This is a genomic window from Amycolatopsis sp. NPDC004378, assembly GCF_053602455.1.
The window spans coordinates 1-15,387 of sequence record NZ_JBSGDR010000052.1 but is presented as its reverse complement, the minus strand read 5'-3'; the positions used below and the strand labels follow the sequence as shown (position 1 = coordinate 15,387).

Below are 15,387 nucleotides of genomic sequence, written 5' to 3'. Positions count from 1 at the left end.
TCAACGCCCACTGGGAATCCGAGAGCAACTGAAACCGCGACACACCTCGGAGCATCCCAGTCGTCAGCCGAAACCTTTTGTCAGACACGCCCTAGGCGAAGCCGAGCAGCATCGTGGCCACGAGAACGGCCAGCACGTACCGGAAGATCGGCGACGACAACGCGTGAGGACGACGCACAGCGGTCCCCTCCCGGCCACAGCGACGACAGCGACGGGGAGTGCCCTCACCGGACGTGACCTTGTTGCTGCATTGCCAGTCGACGGTGCAGCGGCTACGCGCACATCAAACGCGAGCGTCGCGTGTGAGTTTCGGGGAAAACCCGCACATCTCCACCAGATGACCCAATCCCCAAAGGTGCACAGGCAGACGGGCGCCGATCGGTGGGCTCGAGCGGTTCCCGCCCGCCGCGTCCTCAGTCCTCGTGAGAGTCGATGATTGCCCGGCGAAACGCGCGGATGCTGGAGATCGGGTGGGCGGCGACGGCGCCGACGAGTCCGGCGATGGCTCCGACAAATCTGACCGGCAATACGTACGCGATCCCGAATCCGAGCCATACCGTCGCGTTCAGGGCTGACTCGGTGACCACGGTGTACACCGCCGTGCCGATGGTGACGATCTCGAAGCCGACCACAGCGGCGATCGCGCCGACCGCTGCTGCGACCGGCGCGGTCCGTCGCCGGGCCCAGCAGAACCCGATCACGGCGAAGTAGGGTCCGGCGAGAAATGCCGCGGCCAGCGGGAGCGGCGCGTCGGCGCCACGATTCGCATAGACCCACAGCGACATCACGATGCCCCCGGCCACGGCGGGTCCGTAGACGCGGAGGCCGCCGAGCCCGCCCGCCGATTCGATCCACCGCAGCCGGGTCTGCCACCGGCGCCGGCGTGCCGGGCTCGATTCGATCCACCGGAGTCGAAGGACGCCGAGGGCCCAGTGCAGTTGCGACCACCCCGTCGTCATCTCGTCGATCTCGGCGCCCAGCGCGCGAACCCACGTGAGTTCTTGGCCGCTGCGCCGCCCGGTCGCCCAGCGGAGCAGCCGGCGAGCCACCGATCCGGCCACGCGGTCCAGGCGTCTCATGACAGCGCCGGTCTAGGACGCCGGTGCGTCGTTCCGCGAGCCTCCGCCGCGGCGTTATGCGTTGCCGCCGCGGTCATCCCGTCCGCGGTCAGGCGGTACAGGTGGCGGGCAGGCCGGCCGGTTCGTTCCGGTTCGGCCCAGCGCGTTTCCAGCCACCCTCGCTCGGCCAGCCGGATAAGGATCGGGTAGAGGGTGCCCGACTTGAGCCCGGTGCTGCGGCTGAGGTCATAGCCGTAGTGCCAGTCCTGGGCATCCTGCACGAGCCGCTGCAGCACACCGACGGTCTGCGGAGATGCCGCTCGGGTCCGAGGCATGCGATAACTCTACATATATAGGAATCTCGCGACAAGAGACGACGCGAACAACTCGGCGCACTTCCACCCGGGTCAGGCTCACGTCCAACGGCCGCGAACGGCTCGTGAATCATCTCGAAGCGCTGTAAGCCCTGGTGTACCGCGCGGCCGACCCGGTCAAGATCGGGGCCGCAGCGGGCGACAGTCCACCAGTCGAGCGCGAGGCGTAACACCGCGCAGCCCGGGAGCCAACCGTGACATCATCAACCAGCTAAACCTGAGCTGACCCCACGACACCGCCAGGCCGTGCGGAATTGGCACGACGTGCGTTTCGCCTAACACTGGACTCATGAAGGGGAATCGACGGAAGACCGCCGAGGTCGAAAAGACCAAAGATGCCACCCATCTTTACAGAGCTGAGATAGGTAGCCTTCTCCGGGAGAAACCCAAGCCGCTCGTCGAATTCGGTCTCCAGAACAAATTGGAGCATCCTTGGGGCGCACACGTCCTGGTAGCCAAGTACCACCTGGTTCACCGCTGGCGGCATTTGCTGATCTCCGTCGTCCCCGTGACGCTGGTGATGACGCAGCCGAACCTCAGCGTCACGATAACCCTCGGCATCATCATGCTCGGCCTGCTGTGGTTCGCGGGCATGCCCGCGCGGCTGTTCGCGGCATTGCCGCTCGGCGCCGCCGCTGGGCTCACCGTCGTTGCACTGAGCGCCGACTGCTGGCTGGGCGCGGATCCTTTCGTTCTTCTCGGCGTCGTAGGACACAAGCTCCGACTCGCACCAGACAACCCAAGCATTGTACGCGCTCGCCGACGGCGGAGTGTTCGGCCAGGGCTCGGGCGAGGCAGTGCCAACTGGGGCTACCTACCCGGCGTGGAGAACGACTTCATCTTCGCCCTCATCGGCGAGGAGCTCGGTTTCATCGGCTGCATCGCCGTGATTGCGCTGCACGCGGGGGTGGCCGTCGTAGGGAGGCGGATCGCGCGCCGCAATCTCGATCCCGGGATCCGCATCGTCGCAGGGACGCTGACGCTGCTCGTGGTCGCTCAGGCTGCGATCAACATCGGCTATGTCGTAGGGCTCCTGCCGGTCACCGGTGTCACCCTGCCGCTGATCTCTTACGGCGGCACGTCACTGCTGGTCAGCATGCTGCTGTTCGGGATCCTCGCCAACTGCGCGCGCAACGAGCCGCAAACGGTCTCCGCGCTACGCCTCCTTGGACCGGGAAGGTTCGGGCCGCTGCTGCACCTGCCTGCACCCCCGCCCTACTCGCCGCGCCGCGTTCCTCGCCGCGCAGACCGGCCCGTGCCCCGAGCGCGCAGGACGCCGCGGCCACGCCAGGCAACGGGCCGCCGGTTGCTTCCGCATTCGCCGTCGGTCGCTGACCAATACCTGGTGAACGGCCCGAAGAAGACGATACGAATTCGGGTTGAATAGCCCGTTTCGCGCGGGTCTCGCGTTCGCAGGTACTCCTCCCGGGATGCCGGGTTGGTTCTCAGTCTCCTCACAGCACCTTCTCCATACTCTGCCGTCGCCGCTGACAACGCACGGCACAACAAAAGAGGAGCATGTGGAAGCGTGATCCCGCACACCGTCAGAAACGCCGCGCGGAGCAGCCCGGTTTACACGCGTGGAATGTCGTGCTCAGCCGTCGGCAGGTGATGGGAAGCGTCTGCGGTTTGGCCGGCTACGCCGCACTGACCGGATGTCCTGCATCACCTGAACGTGAGGCACGGAATCCTCCCAGGGAGGGATATCCGGGAAATTTGGCACTTGTCTGTCGCGGCCCGGCGACCGATGCCGACTGCGCCGACGCTCTAGCAGGTCTGCTGCGCGATTCCACACTCGAACTGGACGTCCGATTCACCGGCCCCCGGGAACAAATACCCATTTCCACGGAAACACTCGGTAAAGCCAAGATCTACGCGCAGCCTGGCGGCGGGGATTTACGTGAGGGCTACCAGCACATGCAGGACTACCGTGACCTGATCCGGGCCTACGTCGGTGGCGGTGGCGCGTATCTCGGGATCTGCCTGGGCGGCTATCTCGCCGGTTCCGACCCGGGATTCGACCTGCTACCGGTCCCGGTCGACCAGTACATCACGTCCCCGGCGGCGACCGTCCGCACCGAAGCGGACACCGTGGTGGAAGTCTGCTGGAACGATCGGCAGCAGTTCCTGTACTTCCAGGACGGACCGGTATTCCTTCCCGGCGAGGCGGCAACCGACGTTGTCGCCACGTATCCCAGTGGCCTTGCCGCCGCGCTGATCGCGCGGTACGGCCGCGGGCTGGTCGCGGTGTCCGGGCCGCACGTGGAGGCCACCGCTGACTGGTACGAGGCCTACGACCTCGATCAGCCCGAGGGCGACCTCCGGGCCCTGGGCTTCGATTTCGTACGCCGCCTGGTGCGGACCTGAGCGACCGCCCTCCGCCCGGAGCCTCATCCGGGCAGTGTCACCCCTCCCCGCAGAACGGACAGCAGTGAGCGAAGATCTGTCGATCTCCGTCGAGGACACCGCGCGCTTCGGCACGGTTCCCCTCGCCGCGCCACCTCCTGCGCGGCTGCACGAATTCTTCGAACGCGTATGTGACGAGACCCCGGACGCCCTCGCGCTGGAATGCGGCGCCGTCCGGCTCACCTACTGCGAACTGGACGGCCAGGCCAACCGGCTGGCCCATCTGCTGATCGACCGCGGTATCGACGCACGCGCGCGGGTGGGCATCCTGATACCCCGCTCGGTGCCGATGTATGTGGCGCTGCTCGCGGTCTTGAAGACCGGCGCCACGTTCGTCCCGATCGATCCGGCGGCCCCAGCCGATCGGGTCGCCTACGTCGCCGCGGACGCGGCACTGGATCTCCTGGTGGTCACTCCCGAACTGGAAGCCGCCACCCACGGCGCTCCCTGCCCGTGCGGCGGTCCGGCGACCTCGCCGCCGAACTCCACCGGGCCGACCCGGCCCGGCCGCCGCTGTGGCCGCCCGGCGACGAGCCGTGCTACGTCATCTACACCTCCGGATCCACCGGACGTCCCAAGGGCGTCGCGGTCGGCCAGACGAGCATCTGCAACTTCATCGACGTCGTCGCCGGCATCTACCGGGTGCGTCGCACCGACCGCGTGTACCAGGGCATGACGATCGCGTTCGACTTCTCCATCGAGGAGATCTGGCCCACGTGGGCAGCCGGTGCCACCCTGGTCGCCGGGCCGACCGGGGCCGACCGCGTCGGCAGCGGCCTCGCCACATTCCTGCACCGCCACCGCATCACGATCCTGTACTGCGTCCCGACAGTCCTGGCCACGGTCGATCTCGAACTACCGGGCATCCGCACCCTGCTGGTCGGTGGTGAGGCCTGTCCCGCCGAGCTGGTCGGGCGCTGGAGCCGGCCCGAACGGCGGATGCTCAACACCTACGGTCCCACCGAAGCCACCGTCACCGCGACGTGGTGCGAGCTGCTGCCTGGCCGCCCGGTGACCATCGGCCGTGCACTGCCGACGTACCGGATCGTGCTGCTGGACAAGGATCTGCGACCGGTGCGGGACGGCTCGGTGGGCGAAATCTGCATCGGCGGCCCCGGTGTCGCGTTCGGTTACCTGAACCGGCCGGAGCTCACCGCCGAGCGGTTCCTGGACGACCCGCGGATCACCGGCGACGGGCGGCTCTACCGCACCGGCGACCTCGGGCGGGTGCTCGCCGGCGGCGAGATCGAGTACCTCGGGCGGGCCGACAGCGAGGTGAAGATCCGAGGCCACCGCATCGACCTGCAGGAGATCGAAAGCGTCCTGATGGAGCACCCGCGGGTCGCGGTCGCGGCCGTCGCTCCGCACCCGGACGCCCCGACCGAAGACCTGGTGGCCTACCTGGCGTTCGCGCGCGGCCGGCACGACCGCGAGGAGATCGTCGGACAGCTGCGAGACACCCTTCGGCAGCGGCTGCCGCCGTCGATGGTGCCCGGCTACGTCGAGACCCTCACCGAGCTCCCGATGATGCCCAGCGGCAAGGTCGACCGCTCCCGGCTGCCCCGCCCGTCCGGCGCCCGCTTCCACGGCGGCAGCGCACGGGCCGTGGCCGCGGCGACCGACGCCGAACGGGCTCTCGCCGCGGTCTGGGCCGAGCTGTTCGGCACCGCCGACGTCTCGGTCACCGCAAACTTCTTCCTCGACCTGGGCGGGCACTCCCTGCTGGCCGCGCGGGCGGTCTCGATCCTGCGTGAACGCGGCGTGGCACCCGCCGCGTCCGTGGCCGATGTGTACGCCCATCCCACGATCCGGGCACTGGCCCCGACGTTGGCGGTCCGCCCCGCCGCGTCGCCGCCGGATCCGGCGCCCCGAGCGGACCGGCATGTCAGCTCGCCCCGTCTGGCCGGTTGCGGTGCGGCGCAGGTGGGCGCGCTTGCCGCGGTGCTGCTGGTCCTCGGCGCGCCGGTCGCGGCGATTCTCGGCCAGTCGTCCGGAGTGCTGTCACTCGGCACCATCTGGGCCCTGATCGCCGTCACACCGGTGACCTACGTCGTCGGGCGGTTCGGCCTCCCCGTGGTGGGAGTACGGCTGCTGGCGCGCCGGGTGCGGCCAGGTGAGTATCCACTGTGGAGCAGCACCTACGTCCGCGTGTGGCTCGTTCAGACGCTGCTCGCGCTGGCCCCGCTGGGCACGATGGCCAGCAGCCCGCTGCTGCCGTGGTACCTGCGGCTGCTCGGCGCCCGGGTAGGGCGCGGTTGCCAGCTCGCGAGCGCGAACCTGTCACTGCCGTCGCTGCTGAGGATCGGGAACGATGTCAGCGTCGGGTATGGCGCGCACCTGCAGACCGTCCGGGTGGTGGACAACCGGATGCACATCGCGCCCGTGGTGCTGGACGAGCGCGTCTTCGTCGGGGCGAATGCGGTCGTCGAACCGGGCGCGATGCTCGGCGCCGGCGCCGGCTTGGCTGAGATGTCGGCCGCGACGGCAGGGCAGCGCATCCCGGCCGGGCAGTACTGGTCCGGTTCCCCGTCACGGCGCTGCGCGCAGGTCGATCCGCTGATCGCCGAGCTGCGCTCCCACCCGGCCGGCGCCCCGTCCCGTCCGGTACTGGCCGGCTACGGCGCGGCCTGGATGTTCGTCGAACTGCTGCCCCTGCTCTTTCTCGCGCCATCCGTCGCGCTCGGCAGCTGGGCCTACCTCGCACACGGCGTCGCGGGTGGATGGTGGGCGTGCCTGCTGGCCGGCCCGCTGTCCGTGATCACCACGTGCGTCGTGGTCTTCGCCGGCAAGCGGCTGGTGCTGCCGGTCACCCCGCCCGGTATCCACCGGATGGCCTCTTCGTTCGGGGTGCGCAAATGGATCGCGGACAAGCTTCTGCAGGCGAGCCTCGCCGCGACGAACTCGCTCTACTCGACGCTGTACACACCGGGATGGCTGCGCGCCCTCGGCGCCCGCATCGGCCCACGCGCCGAGGTCTCGACCGCCGCCCAGCTCGACCCCGGTCTGCTCACGCTCGGCGCGGAAAGCTTTGTTGCCGACATGGCCGCGGTCGGCGCCGCCACCTACTGCCACGGCCACGTGGCGCTCGGCGCCACGACCGTCGGGCGTCGTTCGTTCATCGGCAACGCCGCGTTCGTGCGCTCCGGAACCGCCATCGGGAACGGCAGACTGATCGGCGTGCACACCCGTGCGCCCGGCGCCGGCAGCCCGGACGGCAGCTCCTGGCTGGGCACCCCGCCGATCCGGCTGCCGCGCCGCCAGGACAGCGGCTCCTTCGCCGACGAGCTCACCTTCCGGCCGACCCGGTTGCGCGTGCTCGAACGGCTGGTGATCGAGTTCTTCCGCGTCGTGGTGCCCGGCAGCCTGCTGGCCGCAGCGGGCTACCTGGTGCTGCTGGCGCAACTGTGGGCAACTCGAACCGCAGGCCCGATGGCGGCCATCGGCGTCACGCCGGTTGCGGCACTCCTCGGCGGGTTCGGCGTGGTTCTCGCGGTTGTCGCCGTCAAGTGGCTGGTCGTCGGCAGGTACCGGCCCCGCGTCGAACCCCTGTGGAGCCGGTTCGTGCGACGCTCCGAATTCGTGACCGCGCTGTACGAAACGGCCGCCGTCCCGGCGCTGCTCTCCGCGTTGGCCGGCACGCCGCTGCTAGGGCCGATCCTGCGCCTCTTCGGCGCCAAGATCGGCAAACGCTGCTGGATCGCAACCACGTTCCTGACCGAGTTCGACCTCGTCCGACTCGGGGGCGGCGCCTGCGTCAGCGCCGCGACCTCCCTGCAGACACACCTCTTCGAAGACCGGGTGATGAAGATGTCCACAGTGAACGTGCGCGCCGGCGCGAGCATCGGCGCACGATCAGTCGTGCTCTACGACAGCACGGTCGGCCATCACACCACGCTCGACGCGATGTCACTGGTGATGAAAGGAGAACAACTCCCGGACAGCACGGCCTGGCGGGGCATCCCCGCCCGCGGAGTCCCGGCTCGCGGGGACTCCGAACGTCCCTCCGGCGTCCCCGTGGCCGTCGCTTGAACAGGCTGACCGCCCGGGAGACGACGACGGCGAGGGTGACCAGCGAGACCGCGGACTGGCTGAGCATCAGCATTTTCGTCCACCGCGCCGTCGGCATCACGTCGGTCGGGCTGAACGCGGTCGCGTTGGTGAAGGACAGATAGAAGCAGTCCACGAAGTGCGATTCCCAGTCGGGATGGCCGTCAGGGTCTTCCATCTGGGAAACAAGCCGGGCGACCGCACAACGCTACCTCGCCGACCTCGTGCGCCGAGACCTCATCGAGCTTTCCCTCAACTACGGCACCACCGGCAGACCCGAACACCGTTACCACTCGACGGACAAAAGACCGTAAATTTCTCCTGCCATTCGTCCGTTTTGTGTTAGGTGAGCGCGATTCGACTTTGACGCCGGAAGCGTCCTGACGTAAGGTTAAGGTCCGGCAAAATATTCTGACGAGGCGTTCATCAGATGGGCTGACGGACAGCGAGCAGAGGCGCGCGGCCCGCTTCAATGGCGATCATGAACACCAAGCTTCCTGAGATCACGGCGGTCTTCTGGGTCATGAAGATCGCAGCCACGACCTTGGGCGAGACGCCCGGCGACCTGCTTGCCCAAACGCTGCAGGTGGGCTACCTCGTCAGTTCGATCGTCCTCGTCGCGTTGTTCCTGGCCAGTCTCGTCACACAGCTGGCCGTGAAGAGCTTCCATCCCCTGCTCTACTGGACGGTCATCCTGTCCACCAGTACCGCCGGCACCACCATGTCGGACTTCATGAACCGCACCGCCGGACTCGGCTACGCCACCGGCGCGCTGGTCCTGCTCAGCGCCCTCGCCACCGTATTCGTCGTCTGGAAGGCCAGCGGGCAGTCGTTCAACGTGCGAAACATCGACACGTTCTCGGGCGAGCTCCTGTACTGGACGGCAATACTGTTCTCCAACACCCTCGGCACCTCGCTCGGGGACTTCCTCGCCGACGACTCCGGACTCGGCTTCGGCGCGACCGCACTCCTCATCAGCGGAGTGCTCGCACTGGCCGTGGTGGCGATGAAGACGACTCGCATCTCGCGGACGTTGCTGTTCTGGATCTCCTTCGTCCTGACGCGGCACCTCGGTTCGTCGGCCGGGGACTTCGTCAGCAAGCCGGTCACCGGCGGCGGCATGGGCTACGGCACCACCGGCGCGTCCCTGGTGCTGAGCTCGACCTTGGCCGCACTGATCATCTACACCTCGTGGCAGAAACGGCGCCGACAGCTCCCGGAATATGTCAGGTGATCTCCGGCAATAGCGAGCGTCCCCTTCAGTGAATCGAGCAGTTTGCAGGGGGCGCTAACCCCCTGTTAGGTGGCCTCCTACCCGGACATTCCTACGCTCGCGAACATGACCGGTTCGTCAGGCCTTCGTGCCCTGCCTGCCCTGCCTGTCAGGACGGCGCCGGTCGTCAGGCTGGGCAGGCTCGCGACCCGCGCCGCTGTGCAGCCGGGCTGGCCGCGGCGCCGTCATCGGAGGCAGGGTCATTCTCGCCCCGTCAGCGACTCCCTGGCCTGGTCGTGATGACCGCGATCGCCCGCGACTGGTCGGCACCCGCGCTCCGGGCACACCACCTGTACCGGTTCTTCCGTACCGGCGACGACGAAACACTTGCCCTGCGCGGAGTCTCTCTAACAATCGCCAGGGGCGAAACCGGCGCCGTGGTCGTGCCATCGGGATCGGGGAAGTCGACGGTGCTGGTCTGCCTGGCCTGCCTGGACGAGCCGGCGGGCGGCAGCGTCGAGGTCTCCGGCGAACAGATCAGCCACCGACCCGAAGCCGCGCGAGAATCCCGCGCGCATCGCATCGGAGTTCTGCTGCAGTCCCGCAACCTGCTCCCGCGCCTCGACGTGCGCGCCAACATCGAGCTGGTATGCCGAGCGTGGCGGAGCAGCGTCTTCCGGCCCTCGCCGAGCGAGCTGCTGGAGGAGGTCGGTCTCGGCCGGCGTGGGCTGGCCACGTCCGCCCAGTCGTCCGGCGGCGAGCTGGCCCGCGCCGGCTTGGCTGTCGCATTGGCCAACAACCCCGACGTCCTGCTCACCAACGAACCGACCGGCGAGCTCGACGGAAACACTGAGCAAGAGGTCCTCGACCTGCTGCGCGATCATGCCCAGCAGGGCACCGGCCCGCTGATTGTGACCCACAGTGCCGAGGTCGTAGCGATCGCCGACCTCGTGCTCACGATCCAGGACGGAGTGGTGGCCGCATGAAGCCGGAATCTCGCGTCGTCTGCGATGACGTCGCCCGCACGTACGGCACCGGCCCGGCCGCGGTCGTCGCCGTCTAGGCAGCAGCTGCATCGTCGGCAGCGGTGCTCAGACCGCCATCGCCGGGCCGTCCGGCTCCGGATAGTCGCCCCTCCTGCACCTCATGGCCTGGCTCGAGCGCCCGACGCGCGGCACCGTCGCGTGGCCTCGTGCAGCACGGCGGCATAGGCAGTCAGGACGGCGTGCGAGTCGCGCCAGCCGAGTTTGGCGTTGGTCTTCACAGACGGCCTCTTCAACGGCGAGCTCGGGCAACCCAGGTCCCTCAGTGATCGCCGCGAGGTCCACCTCGGGGCACGGAACGGGCAGCGGCGACTATCCGGCAACGGCGCCGCGATGACGCTGTGAGTAATGCTTCCGCGAGATCGACTCAGTTCAGGTTTCGGGCACGCTCCGGCAGCAACCACCGCCGGCGGTGTCGGCGTCGTCGGCGGTGGTTGGCTTGCTCTCTTGCGTGGGCGCCCGCGTCAGCCGAGGCCGAGCGCGGACTTCGCTGTGGTCCAGCTGGTGAGCATTGCGTTCTGGGCGGCCGTGAGAGTGACTTGCCCGGCGCGGACTGCCCTCTTCACCGTGTTCTCGACGGAGTCCTTACTGGAGGAGTTCTCGCTGCCGGCGTGGGGCTCTGGCCACAGGTTGTGCGGGTCTTTCGGCGCGCCGACGATGTCGGTGTAGCCGTAGTCGAGGATGCCCTGCCTCTTCAGGGCGTTGGTGTAGCTGGTCGGGGGCGAATGGTCGCGGTCCACCCGGACACGCAGATCGTCGAGCCGATCGAGGCCTGGGTGACGTCCGGGTTGAGCGCCCCGGGCGTGCAGGCCGGGTCCGGCAACGGCAGATCCGCCTGGGAACACGTCGAGGTGATCGTGCTCGCGTGCGCCGCGGGAGCAACAGCGCAGGCCAAGGCGAGGGCGGCGACGGGTGCGGCGAGCCGCAAGATCGTGACGGACATGGGAATCCTTCGCGAGCCGTGTGGACGGGGAGATCAGGCGAGGCCGACGCCGCAGGCGTTCAGCGCCGCGGTGACCGGCTGGAAGTAATCGGTAGTGCTGTTGCCGCCGGACACGGTGCCCAGCGCGGTGCCGCCGTCGAACAGAGCGCCGCCGCTGTCGCAGTGGTCGGAATAGACGTTCGTCTCGATCAGGCCGTAGACGACGTCTCCGTTGCCGTAGTTGACCGTCTGGTCGAGCACGGTGACCGCGCCACAAGTCAGCCCGGTGGTGCGGCCGCTCTTGCACACCTGCTCCCCGACGTAGGCGTCGCCGGCCTGGGTGATGGCCTGAGCGGTACCGTCGTAGAGGTCGACCGCACCGGGACCATCGCCGGAATCGTTGCGGATCAGGCCGTAGTCGGTGCCGGGAAAGCTCGAGTCGACAGACGGGCCGATTCCCTGCCAGGACGGGCCGCCCTGGGTGCAATGCCCGGCAGTGATGATGTATTGCCGCCCGCCGCTGGTGACGTTGAACCCGGCCGAGCAGATGATCGAGCCAGTGCTGATTTCCTCGCCGTCGTAGACCTGGGTCGTCAGCGGCTTGGCGGTGTGTTTGACCCGCACAGCGGAACCGAGCGAGGCGATCGCGGCACGCAAGCTCACCATCCCACTGCCGTGCGCGGCGTCGGAAATCGTGACGCCGACCTGGCGCGTGGAGGGATCGATACCCCAGGCGGTGTTGGGGACATCGTGGACGCGGTCGAGGATCGCTTTCGCGGACGCGACAGCGCGCCTGGCGCCTGACCATAGAGTTCGACTGCCGCCCCGCGCACAGGTCCTGCATCCGATCCAGTGTCGTGCTATATCACCGGCTGCCGGCGACACCGGCCAGGAAATCTGCGGGGCGAGATTCCACGGCCCTGTCCCGGCACCAGTCGACCGGAGCCTGGATATCGTTCTTGCTTTCCAGGAACGACTTCTGGCCCGACTGAGGCTTGTTGTGCCCGACCATCGCGGCAATGGCGATGGCCGGCACTTCTCCGACCTGCACCTGATCATGCGGCTCGTCCGCCGGTCCTGGCCTTTCGCCGCCCGGTTCACGCCTGCGGAACTCGACCGCGATCTCATCGACGAGCACGTCGAGGATCTCGAGCGCAAGATGGCCCGGCTGCGCGCCGCCGGGAAACGGGTCAGCGATCTGCGGTTACGCGGTGGACCCGCCAAGGATCCGCTCGCCTACGGGCACCTGCTGGCCCTGGGCGATCACCTGCGAGGCGACGCCGATGCGCTGCCGGAGTTGGTGGCTGCGGTCGCCGGGGACACCCTTTGGTTCCGCGAGCTGCAGCAGTTCCTCCAGCACTGCTCACCCTGGCTGCAGGTCGCTGCAGGCGCGCATGTGGACACGCACCTGCCCCAGCCGCGTCCCGCGACACCGCCGAGATCCGGCGGCACCCGTCCCGGGCTGGACCGCAACCACCGCACTCCCGGCAGCCGGCAGTGGGCGCCGATGAAGCTGGAGCTACGCCCGCTGCAGGTCGACCTCCGCCGGATTCCGCAGCACCTGCCCGACCACGTGCAGCCGATGACCGACGTCGCCAGCGTGCCGGCGACGATGCGGCTCACGCTCCGACGGTTCGTGGCGATCACCATGGCACAGGCTGCGAGCGGCCTGAACCTCGAAGCCGCCCCCACCGCACTAGGCTTCTCCTCCGGCTGGGGCGCAACCGCGCGGCGCGAGGTACGCGGCTGGGTCGAGCAGGATGACCGGCGCCGTGACCTGGACGCCGCGCTCAACGAAGTCATCGCCCGGCTCAACACCAACCCGATCGACCTCGACTACCGGACACGGCGCGACGCCCTCGCCAGCTGCACGACAACCGGCTACTCAAGACCGACTGGGGCTCGGACAAGCGGTGCGCAATGTCGCTGGTGCTCTGCTCGGTCCATTACCCGCGGCGAGCTGCTACTGCGGCTCGTCGGCGCCGACGAGACGGATCCTGCCATCGGCGACGAGCACCGCCGCGCCGCGCGAGACCGGGTAGACGGAGTCGACCGAGCGCGCTCGGACCCGGCCGGTGACGCGGCCGGATTGCTGGTCGAGCACGGTGACGAGCGTGTCGTAGTCGGCGACGTCCAGCAGATTGTTCGCCTGCGCCGACGACGCGGGCGCACCGGCGGGAGCGCCCTGCCGCGGCGCGTAAGGACCGCTCCGATCATCGAAGGGACCGCTGCGGCCGACGGCCGCGAGCACAGCGGTGGTCTGTTCCGCGACCGAAACGCTGAACAGCTCGGATTCGCTCACGAAATCCCACGCCGGCGTCGGGTTCTCGCCGGGCCAGCCGTAAACCAGGCGGCCGCGGTAGCTCACTCCGCCCGCCGGTCCGACCGCGGCATCGGCCGGCCCCCCGGAGACGTCGCTCTCCAAGCTCACCCCGTGCACGCGGCAGGGCTGGTCCGTCGGCCCGAGCCGGCGGGGGTCGACCGACACCGCGTCGGAGCCGTCCTGGAAGTACAGCCGTTCTCCGGCGATCGTCGGACGGGGACTGGTGCACGGCACCGCGGCCTGCGCCCCCGCCGACGTACGCAGCGAGCAACTGTGGCCGTCCGCGGTGGACACGAAAGCCGTCGTGCCCGCCGTCGCGGCGAAAGCGCCGTGCAACGTGGCTGTCACGGCACCTGTCCTAGGGTCGAGGAAGTCCCACTGGTCAGCCGAACCGGCCGCTGGAACCACCGCCCGGGCCGCGAGGATCGGAGACGGTGCGCCGTCGCCGACGTACTTGAAGGTCGGGAACCGGTCCACTGTGTCAAGTTCACCCCGCTCAATCCGGTTCTCGGCGATCGGGTGGGTCCACCGCACCGACCCGTCGTCCGAGATCGCGGACACCGTGCGGCGATCCGTCTGGACGACGACGACACCGTCCCCGGCGGCCACACCGCGCAGGGCAGTGACGGCCTGCGGCCAGACAGCACGGCCATCGGCCTGGTAGGCCTGGATTCGGTGGCCGTCGCCGACCAGCAACCGATCGCCCGTGACGGAGAAGAACGCCTTCGCGCTCGGCGGCAGAACAGCGATCCGGTGGCCGTCGGCCAGTGACACCAACATGGTGGACTGGCCGCTGCGCACCACGACTGCGTCGCGCACGCGGGCTTCCACCCGGGGGAACGCATCCCGGGCCGAAGGACCGCCGTCGGGGGCGGCGACATCCCAGCGGACGCCCGTTCCCTCGAACTGCGCGGCCAACACGCGGTCCGGCACCCACCAGCCGGTCACCGCGATCACCGCCGCCAGCATCGCGGCCACGCCGGCACGCACACCGCGCCGCACCCGCGGCAACGCCACGAACACCAATCCCGCCACACCGGCGGCCGCGGCTACCAGCCCCCACACGTACAGCGCTGATGACGCCACCGACACCCCGCGCACGATCCCGGCGGTCCCCGCCACCAGCAGTACCGCCACGGGGACCGCCGCGTACCGGGCGCGGTGCGAGATCGCCATCACCATCCGCCCACCTTAGCGATGATCTCGTCCATTCGGGCCAATCGACGGCATTCGGTGAACCGCAGACGTGCAGGCGACCCGGCATCCGGGCGTCGTTCCGGCAGAGGTCAGCCGCCCGGCGGCGAGCGACGACAAGCCGAGCAACTTTCTCGACTGGAAAGAACGCTCGACGTTCGTCATCTTCGACGATGGCGCCGGCGCCATCGCTCGCCGAAGCCACCGATCGGCCCCGGCGGGAACGGACCGGTCGTGGGGGAATCGAATCTCGCTAACGGCACCTGCAGCATGCTGCGTTCGGCAGGCCCACAGCATGACTTCGCAGGAATCGTCTTCCCAGGCCGACGTCCGCATCATCGCCGCGCTCGCTCATGCAATCCGCGGCCCCGACCCCATTGTCCCGATGGACGTGTTCGGAGCCGGAGCGCCACCTCCGCCGCCGGCTTTCCCTGGGTCTCCCGGCGCACATCCTGAGGCGAAAGATCCTCTCGGATGCTTCGGTCCCGCTGGTCGGGTTGGGCGCCAGTCTCACCGACGCGGGCAAGGTCGTCACCTGCCCTGAGCACGGCGCCCGCACGATGGGCTTCGCGGACGTGCCGCCCTCGCGGACATGTCAGCTCCCGTCGGCCAGCATGCCGCCCAGCAAGGTCGCGAGAGTGCGGCGATCCGAAACGCCGAGCTTCGCTCGAATGCGCGCCATGTGGTGTTCGACGGTCTTACCCGAGATGTACAGCTGCTCGCCGATCTCCTTGTAGGTGTGCCCGGCGACGAACAGCCGCCCGATGTCGCGTTCGCGTTCGGTCAACGCCGGCGGCTCGGCCGCCG

13 protein-coding genes and 2 pseudogenes are annotated in these 15,387 nt (G+C 68.9%); 6 read left to right on the top strand and 9 right to left on the bottom strand.

Annotated features, from left to right (window positions below):
• Positions 1 to 413: 413 nt before the first annotated feature.
• Both ACWEN0_RS49690 and ACWEN0_RS49685 read right to left on the bottom strand, forming a co-directional pair.
• The gene (locus ACWEN0_RS49690) at positions 414 to 1,079 is read right to left on the bottom strand and encodes a hypothetical protein (protein WP_451988757.1); all 666 of its coding nucleotides are present in this window, start codon (positions 1,077 to 1,079) and stop codon (positions 414 to 416) included.
• Positions 1,076 to 1,354, bottom strand: coding sequence for a PadR family transcriptional regulator (locus ACWEN0_RS49685; RefSeq protein ID WP_451988756.1), 279 nt, complete (start codon positions 1,352 to 1,354; stop codon positions 1,076 to 1,078). The genes ACWEN0_RS49690 and ACWEN0_RS49685 overlap by 4 nt, the downstream gene beginning before the upstream one ends.
• Before the next feature lie 511 nt (positions 1,355 to 1,865).
• Between ACWEN0_RS49685 and ACWEN0_RS49680 the strand changes: the two are divergent.
• The 6 genes and pseudogenes from ACWEN0_RS49680 to ACWEN0_RS49655 form a co-directional block, all read left to right on the top strand.
• Positions 1,866 to 2,819, top strand: a pseudogene (locus ACWEN0_RS49680) (FtsW/RodA/SpoVE family cell cycle protein); the annotation flags it as partial.
• Between the two features lie 131 nt (positions 2,820 to 2,950).
• Entirely contained in the window at positions 2,951 to 3,799 is an 849-nt protein-coding gene (locus ACWEN0_RS49675; RefSeq protein WP_451988755.1) for a BPL-N domain-containing protein, read from the top strand.
• Positions 3,800 to 3,833: 34 nt separating this feature from the next.
• Positions 3,834 to 4,199 (top strand): annotated as a pseudogene (locus ACWEN0_RS49670) (AMP-binding protein); the annotation flags it as partial.
• Positions 4,200 to 4,291: 92 nt separating this feature from the next.
• Positions 4,292 to 7,867, top strand: coding sequence for a Pls/PosA family non-ribosomal peptide synthetase (locus ACWEN0_RS49665; RefSeq protein ID WP_451988754.1), 3,576 nt, complete (start codon positions 4,292 to 4,294; stop codon positions 7,865 to 7,867).
• A 490-nt stretch (positions 7,868 to 8,357) separates the two neighbouring features.
• Positions 8,358 to 9,119, top strand: a complete 762-nt coding sequence (locus ACWEN0_RS49660) for a COG4705 family protein (protein ID WP_451988753.1) — start codon at positions 8,358 to 8,360, stop codon at positions 9,117 to 9,119.
• 278 nt (positions 9,120 to 9,397) lie between these two features.
• A complete protein-coding gene (locus ACWEN0_RS49655) occupies positions 9,398 to 10,084 on the top strand; it encodes an ABC transporter ATP-binding protein (RefSeq protein ID WP_451988752.1) in 687 nt (228 codons plus the stop codon).
• Positions 10,085 to 10,605: 521 nt separating this feature from the next.
• On the opposite strand, the gene ACWEN0_RS49650 is transcribed toward ACWEN0_RS49655, so the two are convergent.
• The 7 genes from ACWEN0_RS49650 to ACWEN0_RS49620 all read right to left on the bottom strand — a co-directional run.
• Positions 10,606 to 10,881, bottom strand: a complete 276-nt coding sequence (locus ACWEN0_RS49650; RefSeq protein ID WP_451988751.1) for a hypothetical protein — start codon at positions 10,879 to 10,881, stop codon at positions 10,606 to 10,608.
• Positions 10,836 to 11,084, bottom strand: a complete 249-nt coding sequence (locus ACWEN0_RS49645) for a hypothetical protein (protein ID WP_451988750.1) — start codon at positions 11,082 to 11,084, stop codon at positions 10,836 to 10,838. The genes ACWEN0_RS49650 and ACWEN0_RS49645 overlap by 46 nt, the downstream gene beginning before the upstream one ends.
• A 33-nt stretch (positions 11,085 to 11,117) precedes the next feature.
• Complete coding sequence (locus ACWEN0_RS49640; RefSeq protein ID WP_451988749.1) at positions 11,118 to 11,720, bottom strand: S1 family peptidase; 603 nt, start codon at positions 11,718 to 11,720, stop codon at positions 11,118 to 11,120.
• Positions 11,721 to 11,928: 208 nt separating this feature from the next.
• On the bottom strand, positions 11,929 to 12,201 hold the full coding sequence (locus tag ACWEN0_RS49635; protein ID WP_451988748.1) for a hypothetical protein: 273 nt from the start codon (positions 12,199 to 12,201) through the stop codon (positions 11,929 to 11,931).
• Positions 12,202 to 12,267: 66 nt separating this feature from the next.
• Positions 12,268 to 12,423, bottom strand: coding sequence for a hypothetical protein (locus tag ACWEN0_RS49630; RefSeq protein WP_451988747.1), 156 nt, complete (start codon positions 12,421 to 12,423; stop codon positions 12,268 to 12,270).
• A 603-nt stretch (positions 12,424 to 13,026) separates the two neighbouring features.
• Complete coding sequence (locus ACWEN0_RS49625) at positions 13,027 to 14,568, bottom strand: outer membrane protein assembly factor BamB family protein (RefSeq protein ID WP_451988746.1); 1,542 nt, start codon at positions 14,566 to 14,568, stop codon at positions 13,027 to 13,029.
• Between the two features lie 607 nt (positions 14,569 to 15,175).
• Positions 15,176 to 15,387 (bottom strand): helix-turn-helix domain-containing protein (locus ACWEN0_RS49620; RefSeq protein ID WP_451988745.1); only part of this gene is annotated, 212 nt, incomplete at its 5' end.

What these genes read in the sequence shown, in the direction of transcription:
- ACWEN0_RS49625 (WP_451988746.1), bottom strand. Translation starts at nt 14,568, where the DNA reads ATGGTGATGGCGATCTCGCACCGCGCCCGGTACGCGGCGGTCCCCGTG.
- ACWEN0_RS49655 (WP_451988752.1), top strand. Translation starts at nt 9,398, where the DNA reads ATGACCGCGATCGCCCGCGACTGGTCGGCACCCGCGCTCCGGGCACAC.
- ACWEN0_RS49675 (WP_451988755.1), top strand. Translation starts at nt 2,951, where the DNA reads ATGTGGAAGCGTGATCCCGCACACCGTCAGAAACGCCGCGCGGAGCAG.
- ACWEN0_RS49660 (WP_451988753.1), top strand. Translation starts at nt 8,358, where the DNA reads ATGGCGATCATGAACACCAAGCTTCCTGAGATCACGGCGGTCTTCTGG.
- ACWEN0_RS49645 (WP_451988750.1), bottom strand. Translation starts at nt 11,084, where the DNA reads ATGTCCGTCACGATCTTGCGGCTCGCCGCACCCGTCGCCGCCCTCGCC.
- ACWEN0_RS49690 (WP_451988757.1), bottom strand. Translation starts at nt 1,079, where the DNA reads ATGAGACGCCTGGACCGCGTGGCCGGATCGGTGGCTCGCCGGCTGCTC.